The sequence below is a fragment of the Spirillospora sp. CA-108201 genome (genome assembly GCF_050936235.1).
Classification (GTDB): Bacteria; Actinomycetota; Actinomycetes; order Streptosporangiales; family Streptosporangiaceae; genus Spirillospora.
The window spans coordinates 8,708,550-8,727,938 of the sequence record NZ_JBNJNE010000001.1 but is presented as its reverse complement, the minus strand read 5'-3'; the positions used below and the strand labels follow the sequence as shown (position 1 = coordinate 8,727,938).

Genomic DNA, 19,389 nt, shown 5'->3' with positions numbered 1-19,389 from the left:
GCCCGAAAACGTCCCGCCCGCGCCCACGGGGGCGCGCGGGCGGCACACCCCCTCCAGGCCGGCATCGGGGCCCACACGGGCCCCGATGCAGCCCCCAGGCCTCACCCCCAGCCCGCCCCCTCACCGCGCCGCCCGCTCAGCCAGAGGCCGACCGCGGCCGTGAAGCCGTTGCAGGGCCCCGCCCGACGCCGGCAATGCCGACACCTGTCCGCGGCACCAGCCCCACGGCAGGCCACAGCGCAGCAGAGGCGCAGCCGCGAACACCCGCCCGACACCTCCGGACGGGGGCCACCGAGTCGCCGCCGCCGACCAAGCACGAGGCCGACCTGGCGGCAGCTCAACTCCCGCCCTGAAGCCTCCGGCCTGAAGAGCGGGCCACAGCAGTGCGGGGACGGTTGCGAACGTCCTTCCGGGGCCTCGGGTCGGGGTGGCGGGTCGTGCCCGGCGCTGAGGTGGGTGGAGCGTCAGGTGGGGGTGGCGAGGGCCAGGGGGAGGGTTGATCGGGCGCCGGACTCCTTCAGGAGGCGGGTGGCCACGGTCATCGTCCAGCCTGTTTCTATGCGGTCGTCTACCAGGAGGATGTGGCCGGGGTTGCCGGCGAGGGCCTCCGCCAGGTCGGTGGGGACGGTCAGGGTGTGCCAGACGGAGCGGAGGCGCTGGGCGCTGTTGTGGCGGCGCGGCACCGGCTCGCCGACGGGGACCAGCTCGCCCAGGTAGGGCAGGCGGCCGATCTGGGCGATGCGCTGGCCGAACGTGGTGACCAGGCGGGGCCGGGAACGGGAGCCGATGGTGACGACGCCGGTGGGGCGGGCCGTCCAGTCCCAGGCGGCGAGGACCTGCACGACGGCGTCCACCAGGTCGGCGGGGACGTCAGTGTCGCCGGCGGCGAACAGGTCGCGCAGGCGGTTGCCCCAGCCGATGTCGGTGAGGCGGCCGAGGGCCCGGCCCGTCTCGGCCTGGAGCTCGGGCTTGATGCGGCCGGACACGCCCAGGTCGTCCTTGACGCCGGTCGGCCACATGCGGCGGGGGGCGATGTCGACGCCGGGGCGGTGCAGGCGGTCGCGGGCCCGGGTCGCGCTCTCCTGGGTGACGTCGGTGGGCCGGTGGCGGCCGGTGCAGTTGTCGCAGCGGCCGCAGGGACCCGCGTCAGGGTCGTCCAGCTGGCGGCGCAGGAACTCCTCGCGGCAGCCCGACGTCGCCAGGTAGTCGAGCATCGCCTGCTGCTCGCGGCGGCGCTCGGAGGTGACGCGCTCGTAGCGCTCGCGGTCGTAGGACCAGGGTTCGCCGGTGGACGTCCAGCCGCCCTTCACGCGGCGGGCGGCGCCGTCCACGTCGAGGACCTTGAGCATCATCTCCAGGCGGGCCCGGTTGAGGTCGACCATCGGTTCCAGGGCCGTGGTGGAGAGCGGGCGGCCTGCCGTGTCCAGGACCTCCAGCGTGCTGCGGACGATGTGCTCCGGCGGGAAGGCGAGGCTCGCGAAGTAGGCCCAGATCTCGCGGTCCTCGCGGCCGGGCAGCAGGATGACCTCGGCGCGGTCGACGCCGCGGCCCGCGCGGCCGATCTGCTGGTAGTAGGCCACCGGGGACTGCGGGGCCCCCACGTGGACGATGAAGCCGAGGTCGGGCTTGTCGAAGCCCATGCCGAGGGCGCTGGTGGCGACGAGGGCCTTGAGCTTGTTGTCGTGGAGGTCGCGCTCGGCCTGGAGGCGTTCGGCCTGCTCGGTCTGGCCGGAGTAGGCGGCCACCTCGTAACCGCGGTCGCGGAGCCACCCGGTGATCTCGTGGGCCGCCGCGACGGTGAGGGTGTAGATGATGCCGGAGCCCGGGAGGTCGCCGAGATGCTCGCCGAGCCAGGCGATGCGCTGCTCGGCGGAGGGGAGGTCCACGACGGCGAGGTGCAGCGAGTCGCGTTCCAGGGGGCCGCGCAGCACCAGGGCGTCGTCGCCGGCGAGCTGCTCGGCGACGTCCTTGGTGACGCGGGCGTTGGCCGTCGCGGTGGTGGCGAGCACCGGGATGCCGGGGGGCAGCTCGGCCAGCAGGGTGCGCAGCCGCCGGTAGTCGGGGCGGAAGTCGTGGCCCCAGTCGGAGATGCAGTGCGCCTCGTCGACCACGACCAGCCCGGCGCCCGCGGCGAGCTTGGGCAGGACGAGGTCGCGGAAGTCGGGGTTGTTGAGCCGCTCGGGGCTCACCAGCAGGACGTCGACCGCGCCCTCCTCGACCTCGGCGAAGACCTGGTCCCAGTCGCCGGTGTTGGAGGAGTTGATCGTGCGGGCGCGGATGCCCGCCCGGTCGGCGGCGTCGATCTGGTTGCGCATCAGCGCCAGCAGCGGCGAGACGATCACGGTCGGGCCGGCGCCGCGCTCGCGCAGCAGCCGGGTCGCCACGAAGTAGACGGCGGACTTGCCCCAGCCCGTCCGCTGGACGACGAGGGCGCGCCGCCGCTCGACGACGAGCGCGCTGATCGCCGTCCACTGGTCGTCGCGCAGCCGCGCGTGGTCACCGGCGAGGGCGCGCAGGCACCGCTCGGCCTCGTCGCGCAGACCGTCCGTAGAGCTCATGCGTCCTTGGTACCAGTGCCCCGGAAGGCACCGCACCAGAATCACGCTCTGTGGAAAAGGTGGGACGCAGACCACGGATTGGGGACACCCGGCTGGTGGGTAGCCTGCCAGTCAAGATCGATTCATGGGCGGGAAGGGACACCAGCTGAGGTATGGGCGCGGCTGAACGCTTGCGGCGGACATGGCAGGTCCTCATGGACGGGTCGCCCCCGGAACCCCCAGAGGACGAGCCCGGCGAGGTCGTCGACCCCCGGGCGATCGACCTCGTCCTGCGGGTGGGCGAGCTCCTCCTGGCGAGCGGCGAGACCACCGAGCGCGTGAACGAGGCGATGCTCGGCCTGGGCGTGGCCTACGAGCTCCCCCGCTGCGAGGTGCAGGTCACACTGACGAGCATCCTCGTCTCGGCGCACCCGGGAGGGGGCGCCGCGCCGATGACCAGCGCGCGTTCCATCCGGCGCCGGACCCCGGCCTACTGGCGGCTCACCGCGCTGCACCAGCTCGTCCAGGACGCGTCCATCGGCATGCTCGAACTGGACGAGGCCCACAAGCGGCTCGCGGAGATCAAAAGGGGCAGCCCCCCGTATCCGGCCTGGCTGCTGGTGGTGTCCTTCGGGCTCATCGCCGCGTCGGGCAGCGTGCTGTCCGGCGGCGGGCCGCTGGTGGCGACCACCGCGTTCGTCGCCACGATGCTGGGCGACCGCACGGCCGCCTCGCTGGCGCGCCGCGGCATCGCGGAGTTCTTCCAGCTGACGGTGGCCGCCGCGATCGGCGCGGCGGCGGCCGCCGTGGTGGTCGCGATGGGCAACCCGGGCCAGGCCGCCACGATCGTCACCGGCTCGATCCTGGCGCTGCTTCCGGGACGTCCGCTGGTGGCGAGCATCCAGGACGGCATCACCGGCGACCTGGTCAGCGCCGGGGCGCGGGGGCTGGAGGTCTTCTTCATGATCGCGGCGATCGTCGCCGGGCTGGGCGCCGTGGTGTACGTCGGGGTCAGCCTGGGCGTGCCGATCGACGTCCGGCACCTGCCGACCCCGTCGGCGAACCTGGAGCCCGTCGCCGTCATCGCCGCCGCCGCCATCTCGCTGACGTTCGCGGTGTCCCTGGCCGCCCCGCGGGACGTGCTGACCACCGTCGCCCTCGGCGGCGCGCTGATCTGGGTGCTCTACGTCCTGTCCCGCGGATGGCACGTTCCACCCGTGTTGGCCGCGGCCATGGCCGCCACCGTCGTCGGCGTGATGGCGAGCTGGCTCGCCCGCCGGCACGGGGAGCCCGTCATGCCGTTCGTCGTCCCCGCCATCGGCCCGCTGCTGCCGGGGACGGCGCTCTACCGCGGCATGGTCGAGCTGAACACCGGATCACCGCAGGCGGGCGTGCTGAGTCTCATCGGAGCGCTGTCCGTGGCGCTCGCCCTCGGCGCCGGGGTCAACCTCGGCGGCGAACTCGTCCGCGCGTTCCAGCACGTCGGCCTGAGCGCCTCCGGCCGCTGGGCCCGCCCGGCCGCCCGCCGAACCCGCGGCTTCTGACCCGCACCACCCCCCACCGTGGTCGGTGGCCGGACTCGCCGGGCGGGGAATCCGCCGGCGGGTTTTGTCGGTGGCGGGCGTTACTTTCGCCGCATGTACCGACAGGGAGACGTCCTGATCTTGCCCGTGCCCGAGGAGACGGTTCCGCGGTCCGTCCGCGAGCTGCCGCCGTCCCCGCGCGACGGCCGGGGCCGCATGGTGCTCGCCCGCGGCGAGGCCACCGGACACGCGCACGCCCTGGCCGCGCCCGGCACGCTGCTGCGCACCCCCGACCCCCTCGTGCCGGACCACCTGCACCTGCCGTCGGGCGGGCGCCTGGTGCACGAGGAGCACGCGGCGATCACGCTGCCCAAGGGCTGGTACCGGGTGATCCGCCAGCGCGAGTACGTGCCCGGTTCCGTCCGCGTCGTGGCCGACTGAGGAGGCGGGACAACGTGCTCACTGAAACGGTGCGCGAGACCCATTACGTGGTCGGCGACTGGCAGGCGGCGGCGTTCGCCACCGGTCCCGCCGACCGTGCCCGCGCCGAGGCGGGGGTGGGCGCCGCCTACGCCTCCGCCGGGCTGAGGCCCCCAGAGCGGTACCTGTGGGTGCCCTCCCCCGCGCGCGGCGCCGCCGTGGCGGCAGTGCTCGCCGGGCATGGCGAAGCGCTGGAGAAGGCAGGGCTGGACGGGCTGGTCGAACAGGCCCGCGCCGACCTTCGTGACGGTGAGGCGGGGGCGAGCGTCCTGACGGACGTGCGCACCCGTCCATGGGAGGCCGAACGTGCCGCGGCCTGTTCCGAACAGGGGCCGGAGCAGTGGCCGCGCACGTGGGCCGAGACCGGCGGCCTTCTGTGGGACCAGGTGCAGGCGCTGGTCACGCGTGTGCGCGGTGCGGTCGGCGAGCAGGCGCAGGGCGGGCCCCGCACGGCGGGCAACGAGCGGTCCTCCCCGGAGCAGGACGCGGCCGGGTCGCTGCTGCGCGCGGCCACGCTGGACGCCGTCCTGGGCCAGCACGACGGGCCCTGGCTTGCGTTGTTCGAGTCGCTCGGACGCCTCGACGGCCCGCTCGCAGGGCTGGCGGAAGTGGCCCGGTCGGCCGGCTGGTGGTGGCCCTACGAGCGGCTGGTGATCCTCTCGGAGCGGCCGAGCGAGCTGTACCGCGACGAACCCGGGCGGCTGCACCGCGGGGACGGTCCCGCCCTCTCCTACCCGGACGGATTCGCGCTGCACGCGTGGCGCGGAATGCCCATCCCGCCCGACTTCGTCGCGTCGCTGACCGACCTGACGCCCGACCGCATCTCCTCCGAGCAGAACGCCGAGCTGCGCCGCGTGATGCTGGAGATCTTCGGCTACGACCGGTACCTGGCCGAGACCGGCGCGCGCCCCCTGCACCGCGACGAGACGGGCGTCCTGTGGTCGATCGACCTGCCGGGCGACGAGGCGGTGGTCATGGTGGAGGTGGTCAACTCCACCCCCGAGCCTGATGGGACGTACCGCACCTACTACCTCCGCGTCCCACCCGACACACGCACTGCACGCGCAGGCGTCGCATGGACGTTCGGAGTCGACGAAGCCGACTACCACCCCGAAAAGCAGACCTGAGCAAGACCGGACCGAGCCCCGGCCTGCGCATCGCCCGGGGGGCGGCTAATGATCCCGTCCGAGCTCGGCCCCGTCCGAGCTGGTTCGGTCCGAGCCATCCCTGCCCCGGGCCAGGGATGGTCCGGGGCAGTACTGGGCCTGTACCGGTCCCAGTCCAAGCTGGCCCGGTCTGGGCCGCTGGGGTTGCCTTTATTGGTTCTGGAGTTGGGTTATCGCCTTCTGGAGGCGGGTGGTTTGTTCGGTGGGGGTTCGGGCTTTGAGGAGCGGGAGGATCAGGCGGTAGCGCGTGGTCTTGTCCAGTGATTCGAAGCGCGCGGCGGCCTCGGGGGAGGTCGCGAGGGCGGCCGCCAGGACGGGTGGGACGGTGGCGTCGCGCTGGGCGGTGTAGGCGGCCGCCCAGCGGCCGTCCGCCTGGGCGGCGGCGACTTCGGCCAGGCCGGGCGGGCGCATCCGGCCAGCGGCGGTGAGCGCCTCCACGCGCTCGACGTTCCTGCGCGACCAGGCGCCGCCCTTGCGGCGGCGCGAATACCGCTGCAGGTAGAAGTGCTCGTCATGGGATCTGCGCCGGCTGTCGATCCAGCCGGAGCACAGCGCGATCTCCAGCGCCTCCGTGATCGTGACGGAGGCGGCCCCCGCGCCCTTCTTGGCGATCTTGAGCCAGGCGCCGTCGCCGCTCTCGTGGTGTTCGGCCAGCCACGCCTCCCACGCGGCGGCGTCCGCGAAACGCATCATCGAACCACGACCCGCAGGTAGTGCGAACGCGTGAAGCGCGGCTCGCCGGCGGTGGCGAGGAGGCTGATGGGGTTGTGGGCTCTCGGCATCGGGCGGTTCTCCTTCTCCGTGGGCGGCGACACCCATTGCTTCCCGGTAAAGTGCTCATCCTCTGAGCACTTTGTTCGAGAAGCTGGTTTCATGCGCGCCGACCGCCTCGTCGCCGTCCTGCTGCTGATGCAGGTCCGCGGCCGAGTGACCGCGGCCGACCTGGCGGCCGAACTCCAGGTGTCGGTGGCCACCGCCCGCCGCGACCTGGAGGCGCTCGCCTCGGCCGGCGTGCCGGTCTATCCGCAGCCGGGCCGCGGCGGCGGCTGGCGGCTGGTCGGCGGCGCCCGCACCGACCTCAGCGGTCTGACGGCGGCCGAGGCGCGGGCCCTGTTCCTGCTGGCCGGCCCCGCGGCCGCCGCTTCACCCGAGGCCAGGGCCGCGCTGCGCAAGCTCATGGGGGCCCTGCCGCGGACCTTCCGCGCCGACGCCGAGGCCGCCATGGACGCGACGATCGTCGACCCCGTCCGGTGGGGCGAGCGGAACCGTCCCCGCCCCGCGACGGTCGACCTGCTGCAGACCGCCGTGATCCGCCGCGTCAGGGTCCGCCTGACCTACGCGGGCCGCACCGGGGAACCGGCGGAACGGCTGGTCGACCCGTGGGGCCTGATCGACAAGGACGACATCTGGTACCTGCTGGCAGGCACCGGGCGAGGACGGCGCACCTTCCGCGTCGACCGGATCATCCGGGCCGAGCCGACCGGCCTGCCCGCCGAACGCCCCGACGACCTCACCCTCGCCGCCGCCTGGCAGGAGGTCGCAGACGAGATCGAAAGGCGACGTTCGCGCACGTGGGCGACGGTGCTCGTCGAGGAGCGGTTCGTGCCCGTCCTGCGCGACCGGTTCGGGCGGCACTGCCACACCGACGGCGAGGCCGGCGGCGGGCGCGTCCGGGTTCGCCTCGCCGCCCCGACCCCGCTGGACATCGCCCGCCACCTCGCCGGCTGGGGCACGCTGCTCGACGTCGTCGAGCCGCGCGCCGTCCAGCGCGAACTCGCCCGGATCGGTGCCGAGCTCGCAGGCCGCTACGCCAGCGGTTCGGGCGGGCAGGACCAGTCCTCGCAGGAGGGTCCGGACCGCTGAACAGCGGTGTGCGTTTCGCCGACGCGGCGACGGTCAGGGGTGGTCGAGCAGGGCGGGGATTCGTTCGAGGATGCCGCCGGCGAAGGTGTCGTAGAGGCCGAGCGGTTCGAGGTGGACGTAGCCGATGTGGCAGTCGCACGTGTCGAGAGGGCACGGGCGGGGAGCCAGGGCCGCGCGGAACGAGCCGTCGTAGAGATTGCCCAGGACGGACGGGACGAAGTGGCAGCGGCGGACCGTGCCGTCGCCGTCAACCGAAACGACCGTTTCGCCGGTCCGGCAGGGGAGGCCGCGGCTCGCGTGCGGGTGGCGGCTCACGGGGAACAGCGGGTCGATCTCGGTCCAGGTGGCGGCTTCGGCGTCGTCGTAGGTGCGCCCTTCGGCCGCGTTGACCCAGAGGTACGTGCCGGCGGGGAGGTCGGCGCGGAGGCGGCGGGCGGCGTCGAGGTGTTCCGGCTGGCCGACGATCCCGACGCTGAAACGGACTCCGCGCGCCGCCAGGTCCCGGCATCTGCCCAGGAACCGCTCGTACGGGACCTGGCCGGGGTGGTAGGTCGCCCAGAGCGCCAACCGGGTCAGGTCGGCGTCGGCCGTCCAGGACACGCGATGGCTGAGGTTCGTCTGGATCGCGACCCGCTCCAGGTGCGGAAGGTGGCTGAGGTCGGTGAGGGCGCGCCGGTACCAGGAGCGGACGAGTCCTTCGCCCCACGGCGTGAACAGGACCGACACGCGGTGGCCGCAGTGAGACACCCACTCGGTGAAGCGTTCGAGCGCGGCGCGGTCGGCGCGAAGTTGCTCCGGTGTGTCGCGGCGCTTGGCGAACGGGCAGTACGGGCAGTCGTAATCGCAGCTGGCGAGCGGACCCCGGTAGAGGATCGTCAGATGGTCCATCACCGCGCCTCGTAGGACGCCATCAGCGCCTGCACGCGGGACGAGAAAAGCGCCGGGCCGATGGCGTCGGAGTAGGCGAGCCCTTCCGAGGTCAGCCGGAGGGCGTTCTCGGACGTCTCCAGCCATCCACGTTCGGCGAACGGCTTCAGGTCAGCCGGGAAGTCGTCCATCGGGTCGCTCCCGAAGCGCGCGCGGTAAGTGCCCAGGTCGACGCCGGTCGCTTGCAGGAGGGACTGGACGAGATGCCGCCTACGGCGTTCGTCGTCGTCCAGCGTGAAGCCGACGCGGGCGGTGGTGAAGTCGGTCTCGCGGACGTAGTCGTCGATGATGGAACGCACCCGCCCGGCTCCGACCGCGTACTCGAACGAGTAGTGCAGGCGGGAAGTGTAGGAGCGTGCTCCGCAGCCCAGGCCGATCATGCCGTCCGTCTGGCAGCAGTACTCCGTGCCGCCCGCGCCTGAGGACGGCAACCGGAACATCCGCATCGACACCTGCTCGTAGCCTTCGCCAAGAAGGTGGTCGCGTCCGAGCCTGTAGAGGGTGAGGCGCTGGTCGTCCCAGTCTTGCGCGCGGCGTCCGAGGCCGGTCAGGGGGCGGACGTAGAGCGGGTAGAGGTAGACCTCCTCCGGACGCCACGTGAGTGCGGCGTTCAAGGAGTGCAGCCACGTCGCGGGTGTCTGGCCGTCGATGCCGTAGATGAGGTCGATGTTGAGGATCGGGAACCCCGCGGCACGGATGCGGTCCAGTGCGGCCTCCACTTCGGCGCGTTTCTGCGGACGGACGGCGGCGCGCGCCTCCTCGTCCAGGAAGCTCTGCACGCCGATGGATACGCGGGTGGTGCCGCGTTCGGCGAGGACGGCCAGCCGGTCCGTGGTGGCCGTCGCCGGGGACGTCTCCACTCCCAGTGGCACCGACCCGAAACCGGGGAACCGCCCCGCGATGTCGCAGAGCCGTTCCAGCTCGGACGCGGTGAAGTAGGTCGGCGTCCCTCCGCCGAAGGCCGCGGTGGCGAAGGCAGAGCCGTCCAGGGCGTCCAGGACGGCGGTCGCCTGGCGGTCGAGCGCGTCAAGGTAGGCGCCGGTCAGTTCCTCGGGCGCGCCGGTGCGGGTGAAGAGGTTGCAGAAGCCGCACCGCATCTCGCAGAACGGGACGTGCAGGTACAGGAAGAGCGCGTCGAGCGACTCCCCCGCCCATACGTCGCGCAGTCCGGGTGCCGGTTGAAGCGGGCGGTAGGCGGTCTTGTGCGGATAGGCGTACACGTACGCCTGGTATGGATTCACGGTAGAACGAACTCCCCGTACGGAACGGTCCAGACGACTTCGTGGCCGATGCGGTGGCCTGTGTGGCCGTCCTCGCCGTACGCCGTCCCGTGGTCGGAGCAGACGATGACGAAGCACGGGCGGCGCATCAGGCCGAACAACCTGCCGATGTGCGCGTCGACATGGCGGAGGGCGGCGGCGTGCGTGGCGCGGGTGTCCCCGTCCGAGCGTGTGGCGCCGTCCAGGTGGAACCAGTTGGGCTGGTGCAGGGACGCGACGTTCAGCAGCAGGAAGAGACGGCGTTCGTCAGGCAGCCGTGCCACGATTTCCGCGATCCGGTCGATCTGGTTAGGCAGCGACTCTGGGTCGGTCACGCCGAACTCCCGCTCCCAGTGGCTTTCGGCGAAGAGCGACGGCAGCGCCGATCCGAGCGGCGTCAGCTTGTTGAAGAACCCGACGCCGCCCACGCAGACCGTGTGGTAGCCCGCGGCGGCGAGGCCCGCCGGCAGGTCGGCCGCGTCGAACGTCCACGTGCCGGGGGCGGTGGTCTCGCTGCCCGGGAAGGCGCCGGCGAACAGGCGCGGATGCGGGCCGGGCGACGCGGGCGTCGGCAGGAAGCCCGCCAGCATCGCGGCGTGCGCGGCGTAGGTGAAGCTGCCGGGCGTGTGGCGGCGCTCCCAGCGGCCTTCCGGGAGCAGCCCGGTGAGGGTGGGGGTCTCCCCCGCCGCGGCCAGTTCGGCGGCCACGTCGTAGCGCAGCGTGTCGAGGGTGACCAGCAGCACGTCGTGGCTGCCGATGACGTCGTTCATGTCGTGCATGCGAGCCCCATCGCCCTGACCTGGGCGCCATAGGTGTCCAGGTCCTCGGCGGAGGTTCCGGGCAGGCCGGTGAGTCCGGGGAGCAGGTCGCCGAAGGCGTTCACTTCGCACACCGCGAACCGCTTCAATCCGAACCCCACGAGCAGGTCGACACCGACCATCGGACTGCCCGGGAAGCAGGCGGCGGCCCGCGCGCACACGTCCAGGGCCTGCTTCCAGCCCCTTTCCCCGAGCGCGCGCTGCACCGCCCCCAGGTCTCCTCTGGCACCGCCTAGATGAAGGTTCGTCATCGGGGTCCGGCTGGTCCGGACTACCGCGTGCGTGGGCTCGCCGTCGATGACGACGACGCGCAGGTCGAACACCCGGCCGCCGAGCGTCGCCTTGGGCAGCCACCGCTCGACGTGCAGGCCGTCCGGCGCGAGCAGGCCGATCAGGTTCGCGACGTCGTCCTCGGACTCGTACGAGCGGACGCGCAGCGAGTTGAACAGCCGGTCGCCGGACAGGAACGCCGACGTCACGGCCCGGACGCGGCCGTGGGCGGTCTGCAGGGCGACCACTCCGGACGCGGACGAGCCGTGCGCCGGCTTCACGAACACCCGCCGCTCGCCCGCCTCGTCCATGCGGGAACGGAGCGCCCCGTACCCGTCGATCTCGGGCAGGGCGGCCGGGACGGGCACGCCCGCGGAGAGGAGGCGGGCGTGGGTGAGCCGCTTGTCGAACATGACCGCGATCTCCTCGACGTCGCCGAGGAGGCGGGCGCCGGACGCCGACGCCGCCGACGACAACCGCCGCAGCGCCGCCGTGAACGTCCGGTGCCAGCGCGCCCCGCCGCCCACCCGCGCGGGCTCGCCGGGGCCGCGCAGCAGCACGTCGGCCTCGGCGTCCTCGCCGGGCGAGTCGACGCGGACCGCCTCGCCCTCCGCGAAGGAGAGGGGGGCGCCGCGCAGCACGTCCGTCCAGGGGACGAGCCGCGGTTCGGGCAGCCCGGCGGACCGGCACGCCGCGGCGAACAGCGCGGGACGCCGATCGCCGGGCGTGCCGACCACCGCGAGCGTCATTCCGACACCGCGACGTAGGAGTCGCTGAAGAGCCACTCCTGGCCCACCCACGACGCCTCGCCCAGGGCGTCCTCCAGGTCGAGCTCGACGCCCGGCAGCGCCGCCCGGAGCCGGCCGGCCATGGGCTCGCTCAGGAACGCGTGGTGCAGATCGAGGCTGCGCAGGTGGGTGAGGGGCTGCCCGGACAGCAGCGCCTCCGCTCCCCGGTCGGACAGCATCCCCATGGCCAGGCTGAGCGACTCCAGCCGGGCGACGACCGGCGCGCTCGCCAGCGCCTCGGCCAGCTCGTCCTGGAACGGGCCGTTCTCCAGGCCGAGGTGCTTCACGGACGGGAACCGCTCGCCGGTGAGGAGGGGCGCGAAGTCCTCGGCCGAGGACGACCCGCCGTGCTGTTCCGAGCCGATCCACAGGTCCAGGTGCTCCAGCGCGGGCAGGTCGCCGCCCGCGACCGCCCGCACGACCTCGGCCGGCAGCCCGCCGGACTCGATCCGCAGCGCCTTCAGCCGCGCGAGGCGCGGCGGTTCGAACCGCAGGTCGGACGCGCCGCGGATCTCGAAGTGCTCCAGCCCCGGGTAGGCGTCGAACAGCGGCGAGATGTCACCGTGCTGGATCCAGGAGATGTGGAGGTCCCAGTCGAGGATGTCGCCGAGGAACAGCGCCCGCAGGCGCGGGAACCGCCCGGCGTTGCGCACCAGCCACTCGACCGGGGAGAAGTCCTCGGTGTCGAACCCCCAGAAGCCGATGACGAGGTGGGTGACCCGGGCGGTGTCGACCGTCTTCAGGAGGAGGTCGAGGTTCTCGGGGACCTCCGCGCCCCACACGCCGTTGTCGTGGACGTGGTGGTAGACGCCCCACGCCACGTCCTCCGGCGCGGGCAGCGGGCCGCCCGGCTCCCCGTCGAAGGTGTGGACGGGCAGCCCCGCGAAGCTGGAGAGGCGTTCCTGGATCATCCGGACGCCCTGCTCACCGGCGCCCCGCTCATTCGGAGACCGCGATGTAGTGCCAGTCGCCGTCCGGCTTCTCCTGGTCGTCGAGTTCGACCTTGACGCCGGGCAGCGCCGCCCGCACCCGCTCGACCATCGCGTCGGACAGGAAGTGGTGGTGCAGGTCCAGCTTGCGCAGGTGGGTGAGCGGCTGGCCGGCCAGCAGCGCCTCGGCGCCCTGGTCGGTCAGGACGCCCATGGCCAGGCTGAGCGACTCCAGCCGGGCGACGACCGGCGCGCCGGCGACCGCCGCCGCGATCTCGTCCTGGATCTCGCTGTCCTCCAGGCCGAGGTGGCGCAGCGCCGGGAGCCGCTCGCCGGACAGGAACGGGGCGAGATCGGCGACGGTGGTGTCGCCGCCGTAGTTCTCCTCGCCGAGCCACAGGTCGAGGTGCCTCAGGTTGGGCAGGTCGCTCGCCCCGACGGCGCGGACGATCCGCCCCGGCAGCCCGCCGGACTCGAACCGCAGCACCTTCAGCGCCTCGCTCTTGACCGGGTCGAGGACGAGCCCCTGCGCGCCGCGCACCTCGAAGCGCTCGAGGCCCGGGAACGCGGCGAGCAGGGGCGTGATGTCGGCGTGCTCGATCCAGGAGATCTCCGCCTCCTCGCCCGTGATGTCCCCGAGGAACAGCGACCGCAGCTTCGGGAACGACGCGGCCGCCCCGGTCAGCAGCGCCACCGGGTCGGGGACCTCGTCGTGCTCGTAGGACGCGCCCCAGTAGCCGATGATCAGGGCCGTCACCTCGGTGGTGTCGACCGCCTCCAGGAACCGCGCGAACACGTCGGGGAACGGCTCCTCGTCGAAGGAGGTCCCGACGAACCAGGCGGCCTCGCCCGCGGGCGGGAAGTCCTCCCCGCTGACGGGATCGGCGCCCGCGCCGCGGCCGTCGTCCTCCTCCTCGGCGCCGGTGTCCTCGTTGAACGTGGCCACCGGTAGGCCGACGTATTCCTCAAGATGCGCATAAATGCCCATGGGTCCCCTTCGCCTGATCTTCGGGACCTGTCCTATCAGGACCGACGGACAGACCGGGCCGCTTTGCGCGGTTCGAGGACGGGCGGAAGGGTCAGGAGGCGATCAGCACCGACCCCTTGTACTTGTCCTCGACGAACTTCTTCACCTCGGGGCCCTGGAGCAGCTGGACGAGCTTCTTCACGCGGGGGTCGTCCTTGTCCTCCGGCAGCGTGACGATGCCGTTGGCGTAGGGGTTGCCCTCGGCCTTCTCGGCGGCGAGCGCGTCCTTGTTCGGGGCGAGCCCGGCCTCGATCGCGTAGTTGCCGTTGATCACCGACAGGTCGACGTCCTCCAGCGAGCGGGGCAGCTGGGCGGCCTTGAGCGGCTTGAACTTCAGGCCCTTGGGGTTGCTCGCGACGTCCCGCTCGGTCGCGCTGGTCGGCGCGTCCGGCTTCAGCGTGATCAGGCCGTTGTCGGCGAGCAGCTTCAGCGAGCGGCCCTCGTTGGCCGGGTCGTTCGGCACGGCGACGGTCGCGCCCTGCGGGACCGCCTGGAGGCTCTTCACCTTCTTCGAGTACACGCCGAGGGGCTCCAGGTGCACGGGCGCGACGAACGACAGCTTCGTCCCGGACTTCTTCTCGAACTCCTCCATGAACGGCACGTGCTGGAAGTAGTTGGCGGTGACCTGCTTCTCCTTCAGCGCGGTGTTGGGCTGCTGGTAGTCGCTGAAGGTGACGATCTCCAGCTTGAGGCCGGCCTTGCCCGCCAGGTCGTCCTTGACGTACTTGAGGATGTCGCCGTGCGGGACGGGGTTGACCGCGACCTTCAGCGGCGCGTCCGGGTCGCCGGACGCCGAGGAGGAGCCGCAGGCGGTGAGGCCCCCGAGGAGGGCGACGGAGGCCAGCGCGGCGGTGAGCTTGCGAAGCACGAGGAGTGCCTTTCTCTCAGGTTCCGGGGATCGGGACTACTTGTGGGTCAGCCGGCGGGCGACGAGGTCGCCCGCCGCCTGGATGATCAGGACGATGACGACCAGCAGCGCCACGGTGGAGACCATGACCTTGGTCTCGAAGCGCTCGTAGCCGTAGACGACGGCGAGGTTGCCGAGTCCGCCGCCGCCGACCGTCCCTGCCATGGCCGTGTAGCCGATGAGCGCGATGACGGTGACGGTCAGCCCGGACACCAGGCCCGGCCGCGCCTCGCGCAGCAGGACCTTGCCGACGATCTCTCGGCGGGTGGCGCCGATCGCGTCCGCGGCGGCGATGACGCCCGGGTCGACCTCGCGCAGCGCGATCTCGACGAGCCGCGCGTAGAAGGGGATGGCGCCGACGGTCAGCGGGACGATCGCGGCGGCGTTGCCGATGCTGGTGCCGACGACCGCCCGGGTGAACGGGATGATCGCCACCATCAGGATCAGGAACGGCAGCGACCGCCCGATGTTGACCACGACGCCGAGCACGCCGTTGACGGGCGGCGCGGGCAGCAGCCCGCCCCGCTCGGTGATCACCAGCAGCACCCCGAGCAGGAGCCCGAGGGCGGCGGTGAACAGCGTCGCGACGCCGGTCATGTAGAGGGTCTCGCGGGTGGCGGGCCACAGCAGCGGCATGACCTCGTCCCAGCTCATCGGGGATCCTCCAGTCCGGGGTTCGCCGCCTGCACGGGGTCCACGAGCCGCACGGCCAGGCCGGACTCGCGCAGGAAGGCCAGTTGCGCGGCGTTGGCGGCCGGCTCGCCGGGCAGTTCGAGCTGGAGCCGGCCGACGCGCTCGCCGCCGACCGTCTCCACGGCGCCGCCGAGGATGTTGACGTCCAGCGCGTACTTGCGGGCCAGCGCCGACACGAACGGCTCGTCGGTCGCGCCTCCGGTGAAGGTGACCTCGACCAGCGTCGTGCCGTCGCGGGGCTCGGCGGGCGGCAGCGGGAACAGGCCCCGCGCCAGCTCCGAGCCCGGGCGGGCGAGCAGCTCGGGCACCGGCCCCGACTCGGTGAACCGGCCCTCCCGCATGACCGCGGCCGAGTCGCAGATGCGCTTCACCACGTCCATCTCGTGGGTGATGAGCAGGATCGTGAGGCCGAGCCGGCGGTTGAGGTCGCGCAGCAGCTCCAGGATCGAGGCCGTCGTCTCGGGGTCGAGCGCCGACGTCGCCTCGTCCGACAGCAGCACCTTCGGCCGTCCCGCGAGCGCCCGGGCGATGCCGACGCGCTGCTTCTGCCCGCCGGAGATCCGCGCCGGGTGGGCCTTCGCGTGCTCGGTGAGCCCGACGAGGTCCAGCAGCTCGGCGACGCGGCCGGCCCGCTCGGCGCGCGGGACGCCCATGACCTCCAGCGGGAACGCGACGTTCCCGGCGACGGTCCGGCTGCCGAGCAGGCCGAAGTGCTGGTGGATCATGCCGATGCCCCGGCGCGCCCGGCGCAGCTCCCCGCCGCGCAGCGCGAGCAGGTCCCGGCCGCCGACGACGACGCGGCCCTCGTCCGGGCGCTCCAGCAGGTTGACGCAGCGCAGCAGGGTGCTCTTTCCGGCTCCGCTGCGGCCGAGCACGCCGAAGACCTCGCCCTCGGCGACGGTCAGGTCGACGCCGTCGACGGCGGCCACCTCGCGGCCGCGGCCGCGGTAGACCTTACGAAGTTTTTCGATCTGAATCACAGGGAATCACCCATGCGGACGGGGGCCGCCGGACGGGCGGCGGCGTTCAGGACGGGTCGGCGATCAGGCTGTGCCGGTGTCGGCGGACGCGCCGGAGCGGCGCCGCGCGGGTCAGGAGAGACCGGGCGGGTACGGCGCGTGGCTCAGCAGGTGGCGTTGGAAGAACATGCGCGACTCGGGGGTCTCGGAGTTCGCTCGCTTCGGGGCGCGAGTCTCAGGCGGGGGCCCTCAGCGGTCACACATTCGCCGGCAACACGTACGCCGCATGGCCCGCGGCATCGGCGGGCGGTGCTCGAGGCACAGGCGTACGGAAGGCATGCCAGCAGTTAACCGGCCGCACACCGATGTACGCAAATCCGCCCGGTGTGATGCCCATCGCTCCGGTTCGCGGCATTCGTCCTAGTCATCGCGGTAGTCGACGTAGGTCTCGCCCGAGCCGCTGCGGACGGAGATCCGCCGGTCCGAGCGGTCGTCGTAGACGGCCGGGTTGAGGTGGGCGTTGCCCGCGCCCGTCCACCCGGCGACCCGGTAGCGCGAGCCCGGCGGAACGATGATCTTCACGGTGCCGGAGCCCGCGGAGGCGTCCACCGAGTCCGGCGGCTCGGCATAGCGCAGGTCGAGGGTGCCCGACGACACGTCGGCCTGCGTCTTCGACGCGGCGAGGGCGCGGCCGCTGATCGTTCCGGACCTCGCCAGCAGCCGCAGCCGGCCGCGCGCCCCGGCGACGTCGATCTCCCCGGACCCGGTCCGCAGGTCGAGGTCCCCGGTCACCCCGCGCACGTCGATGCTCCCGGAGCCCGAGACCGCCGACACGCGCGCCCCGGCCGGGACCTGGACGTCGATCTCCGCCCCGCAGCCGGCGCCCGGCCAGTCGGGGCCCGGGCAGCGGAAGGTGACGAACAGGACGTCGTCCACCAGCGACTCGGTGAGCTCGGGCTTCCTCGGCCCCCAGCGCAGGTCCTTGTAGACGCGCGCCTCCCCGTCCGATCCCGGTCCGACCGAGACCTCGGCGCTGCCCACGTCGAGCCGCACCTCCCGGATCGCGTGCCGGTAGGGGGTCATGGACGTCGAGGTCCGCTGGACGGCCCGGCCGAACGCCCTGAGGCCGACCGGCGCGACCACGACCAGCGCCGTCGCGACCGCCAGCGCGATCCAGACGGCGCGGCGCCTCGGCCGGTCCGGGGCGGCCGGAACCGTCACCCCTCGCCGCCCAGGAAGCGCAGCACGGCGAGGACGCGGCGGTGGTCGCCCTCGGCGTGCGGGAGGTCGAGCTTGGCGAAGATGCTGTTGATGTGCTTGGCGACCGCGCTCTCGCTCACCACCAGCGCCGCGGCGATGCCCGCGTTGGAGCGGCCCTCGGCCATGAGTGCGAGCACCTCCTTCTCGCGCGGGGTGAGCCGGTCGAGCGGGTCGCGGTGCCGGCGCAGCAAGAGCTGCGAGACGACCTCGGGGTCCAGCGCGGTGCCGCCGGAGGCGACCCGGCGCAGCGCGTCCAGGAACGCCGACACGTCCGCGACGCGGTCCTTGAGCAGATAGCCGACCCCGCTGGTGCTGCTCGACAGCAGGTCCGCCGCGTACCGCTCCTCGACGTACTGCGACAGCAGCAGCACCGCGGTCCCGGGCGTCTCCCGCCGCATCACCAGCGCCGCGCGGACGCCCTCGTCGGTGAAGCCGGGCGGCATCCGGACGTCCACGATCGCCGCGTCGGGCCGGTGCTCGCGCACGGCCGCGAGGAGCCCCTCGGCCTCGCCGACGGCCGCGGCGACCTCGAACCCGGAGGTCTCCAGGACCTTGATCAGCCCGGCTCGCAGCAGGACCGAGTCCTCGGCGATCACAATGCGCACGGCAGCTCCACGGTGACGGTCGTCGGGCCCCCGGCGGGGCTCGTGATCCGGAACGTACCGTCCACGGACCGCACGCGGCGCGCGAGCCCCGTCAGGCCGGTCCCGGCGGACGGGTCGGCGCCGCCCGCGCCGTCGTCGCGGACGGTCACCAGAAGCACGTCGCCGCGGCGGGCCACGCGGACGTCCACCTCGTTCGCCCGCGCGTGCTTGACCACGTTCGTGAGGGCCTCGGACACGACGAAGTAGGCGACGGCCTCGACGGTGGAGGACGCGCGCGGCTCGATGTCGACGCTGAGCCGGACGGGCAGCGGCACCCGCGCGGCGACGCCGGACAGGGCGGCGTCCAGGCCGCGGTCCTCCAGCACGGCCGGGTGCAGGCCCCGGATCAGGTCGCGCAGCTCGGTCAGCGCCGCCTTGGCCTCGTCGTGCGCCTCCACGATCACGCGCATGGCCTCGTCCGGGACGCCGGTGAGCGTCTCGCGCGCCAGCCCGAGGTTGAGCGCGAGGGAGACGAGCCGCTGCTGCGCGCCGTCGTGCAGGTCCCGCTCGATGCGGCGGCGCTCGATGTCGGCGGCGTCCACCACGCTGGCGCGCTTCTCGGCCAGGTCCTCGACGCGCCGCTGCAGTTCCTCCGCCCGGTCGGGGCCGAGCAGCGCGGCGGCGGCGCGGGCGTCCAGCCGCCGGACGCCCGCCGCCGCCCACGGCGCCGCCGCCAGGAGCAGCACCCCGACCGCGGTGAGGACGGCGACGCGCTGCGGATGGCCGGCCAGCGAGTCGCCGGGATGCACCGCCCACGCGTAGGTCGCCGTCGCGGCGAGGGCGAGCCCGGCCGCCCACGCCGCGATCACGGCCAGCCCGCCGAGGGCCAGGAACGGCCCGGCCAGCAGGTGGTACCGCAGCACGCGCCACAGCTCGGGCGAGCGCAGGTCGCGCAGCACGTCCCAGGCGCGCCCGTCGTCGAAGCCCGGCATCGGCGGGATGTCGAGGCCGAGCATCGCCCAGCACCGCTCCCGCTGCCAGGACGTCAGCGGGCGCAGCGCGAGCAGCAGCAGGACCGCCGACGCGCAGGTGAGCGCCAGGATCGGCGTCACCCGCACCGGCGTCCAGACCGTCCAGAGGGAGCCGAGGATCAGCCACCCGGCGGACTGCAGCGGCACCCCGGAGACGACGAACACCGTGTCGCGCCACGCCGCGGCCGACCACGGAGCGTGCACGCGGACGCGCCGGGCCACGGAGAGGGATGCCATGGGGAAACCGTATTGCCCCAGTTCGGGCACTGCCATGAACCGGGGTGCAGGGTCGGGGGTGAAACCAGTGCCACCCCGAGTCGGAAGGGTGCGCTACTGATCGTGCGGCGGATCGCGGCAAGGCTTTGATC

18 protein-coding genes are annotated in these 19,389 nt (G+C 73.2%); 4 read left to right on the top strand and 14 right to left on the bottom strand.

Annotated features, from left to right (window positions below):
• Positions 1-464: 464 nt before the first annotated feature.
• Positions 465-2,558 carry a RecQ family ATP-dependent DNA helicase gene (locus ACQEU6_RS41720; protein WP_499339265.1) on the bottom strand — a complete coding sequence of 698 codons (2,094 nt, stop codon included), beginning with the start codon at positions 2,556-2,558 and terminating at the stop codon, positions 465-467.
• A 152-nt stretch (positions 2,559-2,710) separates the two neighbouring features.
• On the opposite strand from ACQEU6_RS41720, the gene ACQEU6_RS41715 reads away from it, so the two are divergent.
• From ACQEU6_RS41715 to ACQEU6_RS41705, 3 genes are all read left to right on the top strand, one after another.
• A complete protein-coding gene (locus ACQEU6_RS41715; RefSeq protein ID WP_499339264.1) occupies positions 2,711-4,081 on the top strand; it encodes a threonine/serine exporter family protein in 1,371 nt (456 codons plus the stop codon).
• Between the two features lie 93 nt (positions 4,082-4,174).
• Positions 4,175-4,501 (top strand): DUF8820 family protein, encoded by a 327-nt coding sequence (locus ACQEU6_RS41710; RefSeq protein WP_499339263.1) that lies wholly within the window; start codon positions 4,175-4,177, stop codon positions 4,499-4,501.
• Positions 4,502-4,515: 14 nt separating this feature from the next.
• The gene (locus tag ACQEU6_RS41705; RefSeq protein WP_499339262.1) at positions 4,516-5,667 is read left to right on the top strand and encodes a DUF6745 domain-containing protein; all 1,152 of its coding nucleotides are present in this window, start codon (positions 4,516-4,518) and stop codon (positions 5,665-5,667) included.
• Between the two features lie 189 nt (positions 5,668-5,856).
• Here the strand turns inward: ACQEU6_RS41705 and ACQEU6_RS41700 are convergent, their stop codons facing one another.
• Positions 5,857-6,399 carry a YdeI/OmpD-associated family protein gene (locus ACQEU6_RS41700; protein WP_499339261.1) on the bottom strand — a complete coding sequence of 181 codons (543 nt, stop codon included), beginning with the start codon at positions 6,397-6,399 and terminating at the stop codon, positions 5,857-5,859.
• A gap of 180 nt (positions 6,400-6,579) precedes the next feature.
• Between ACQEU6_RS41700 and ACQEU6_RS41695 the strand changes: the two genes are divergently transcribed.
• On the top strand, positions 6,580-7,569 hold the full coding sequence (locus ACQEU6_RS41695) for a helix-turn-helix transcriptional regulator (RefSeq protein ID WP_499339260.1): 990 nt from the start codon (positions 6,580-6,582) through the stop codon (positions 7,567-7,569).
• 33 nt (positions 7,570-7,602) lie between these two features.
• Here ACQEU6_RS41695 and ACQEU6_RS41690 read toward each other — a convergent pair whose 3' ends face one another.
• The 12 genes from ACQEU6_RS41690 to ACQEU6_RS41635 form a co-directional block, all read right to left on the bottom strand.
• Positions 7,603-8,457, bottom strand: a complete 855-nt coding sequence (locus ACQEU6_RS41690; RefSeq protein ID WP_499339259.1) for an STM4011 family radical SAM protein — start codon at positions 8,455-8,457, stop codon at positions 7,603-7,605.
• Positions 8,457-9,737 carry an STM4012 family radical SAM protein gene (locus ACQEU6_RS41685; protein WP_499339258.1) on the bottom strand — a complete coding sequence of 427 codons (1,281 nt, stop codon included), beginning with the start codon at positions 9,735-9,737 and terminating at the stop codon, positions 8,457-8,459. Before ACQEU6_RS41685 ends, ACQEU6_RS41690 begins: the two co-directional genes overlap by 1 nt.
• Complete coding sequence (locus tag ACQEU6_RS41680; protein ID WP_499339257.1) at positions 9,734-10,534, bottom strand: STM4013/SEN3800 family hydrolase; 801 nt, start codon at positions 10,532-10,534, stop codon at positions 9,734-9,736. The genes ACQEU6_RS41685 and ACQEU6_RS41680 overlap by 4 nt, the downstream gene beginning before the upstream one ends.
• Positions 10,522-11,592, bottom strand: a complete 1,071-nt coding sequence (locus tag ACQEU6_RS41675; protein WP_499339256.1) for an STM4014 family protein — start codon at positions 11,590-11,592, stop codon at positions 10,522-10,524. Before ACQEU6_RS41675 ends, ACQEU6_RS41680 begins: the two co-directional genes overlap by 13 nt.
• Entirely contained in the window at positions 11,589-12,542 is a 954-nt protein-coding gene (locus ACQEU6_RS41670) for an STM4015 family protein (RefSeq protein ID WP_499339255.1), read from the bottom strand. Before ACQEU6_RS41670 ends, ACQEU6_RS41675 begins: the two co-directional genes overlap by 4 nt.
• Positions 12,543-12,570: 28 nt before the next feature.
• The gene (locus tag ACQEU6_RS41665) at positions 12,571-13,548 is read right to left on the bottom strand and encodes an STM4015 family protein (protein ID WP_499339253.1); all 978 of its coding nucleotides are present in this window, start codon (positions 13,546-13,548) and stop codon (positions 12,571-12,573) included.
• A gap of 91 nt (positions 13,549-13,639) precedes the next feature.
• Positions 13,640-14,455, bottom strand: coding sequence for a MetQ/NlpA family ABC transporter substrate-binding protein (locus ACQEU6_RS41660; protein ID WP_499339251.1), 816 nt, complete (start codon positions 14,453-14,455; stop codon positions 13,640-13,642).
• A gap of 36 nt (positions 14,456-14,491) precedes the next feature.
• Positions 14,492-15,148 (bottom strand): methionine ABC transporter permease, encoded by a 657-nt coding sequence (locus tag ACQEU6_RS41655; RefSeq protein WP_499339249.1) that lies wholly within the window; start codon positions 15,146-15,148, stop codon positions 14,492-14,494.
• Positions 15,145-16,167, bottom strand: coding sequence for a methionine ABC transporter ATP-binding protein (locus ACQEU6_RS41650; protein WP_499339248.1), 1,023 nt, complete (start codon positions 16,165-16,167; stop codon positions 15,145-15,147). Before ACQEU6_RS41650 ends, ACQEU6_RS41655 begins: the two co-directional genes overlap by 4 nt.
• A gap of 399 nt (positions 16,168-16,566) precedes the next feature.
• Positions 16,567-17,367 carry a DUF4097 family beta strand repeat-containing protein gene (locus ACQEU6_RS41645; protein ID WP_499339246.1) on the bottom strand — a complete coding sequence of 267 codons (801 nt, stop codon included), beginning with the start codon at positions 17,365-17,367 and terminating at the stop codon, positions 16,567-16,569.
• Positions 17,364-18,011 carry a response regulator transcription factor gene (locus ACQEU6_RS41640; RefSeq protein ID WP_499339245.1) on the bottom strand — a complete coding sequence of 216 codons (648 nt, stop codon included), beginning with the start codon at positions 18,009-18,011 and terminating at the stop codon, positions 17,364-17,366. The genes ACQEU6_RS41645 and ACQEU6_RS41640 overlap by 4 nt, the downstream gene beginning before the upstream one ends.
• Positions 17,999-19,258, bottom strand: coding sequence for a sensor histidine kinase (locus ACQEU6_RS41635; protein WP_499339243.1), 1,260 nt, complete (start codon positions 19,256-19,258; stop codon positions 17,999-18,001). The genes ACQEU6_RS41640 and ACQEU6_RS41635 overlap by 13 nt, the downstream gene beginning before the upstream one ends.
• Positions 19,259-19,389 lie beyond the last annotated feature (131 nt).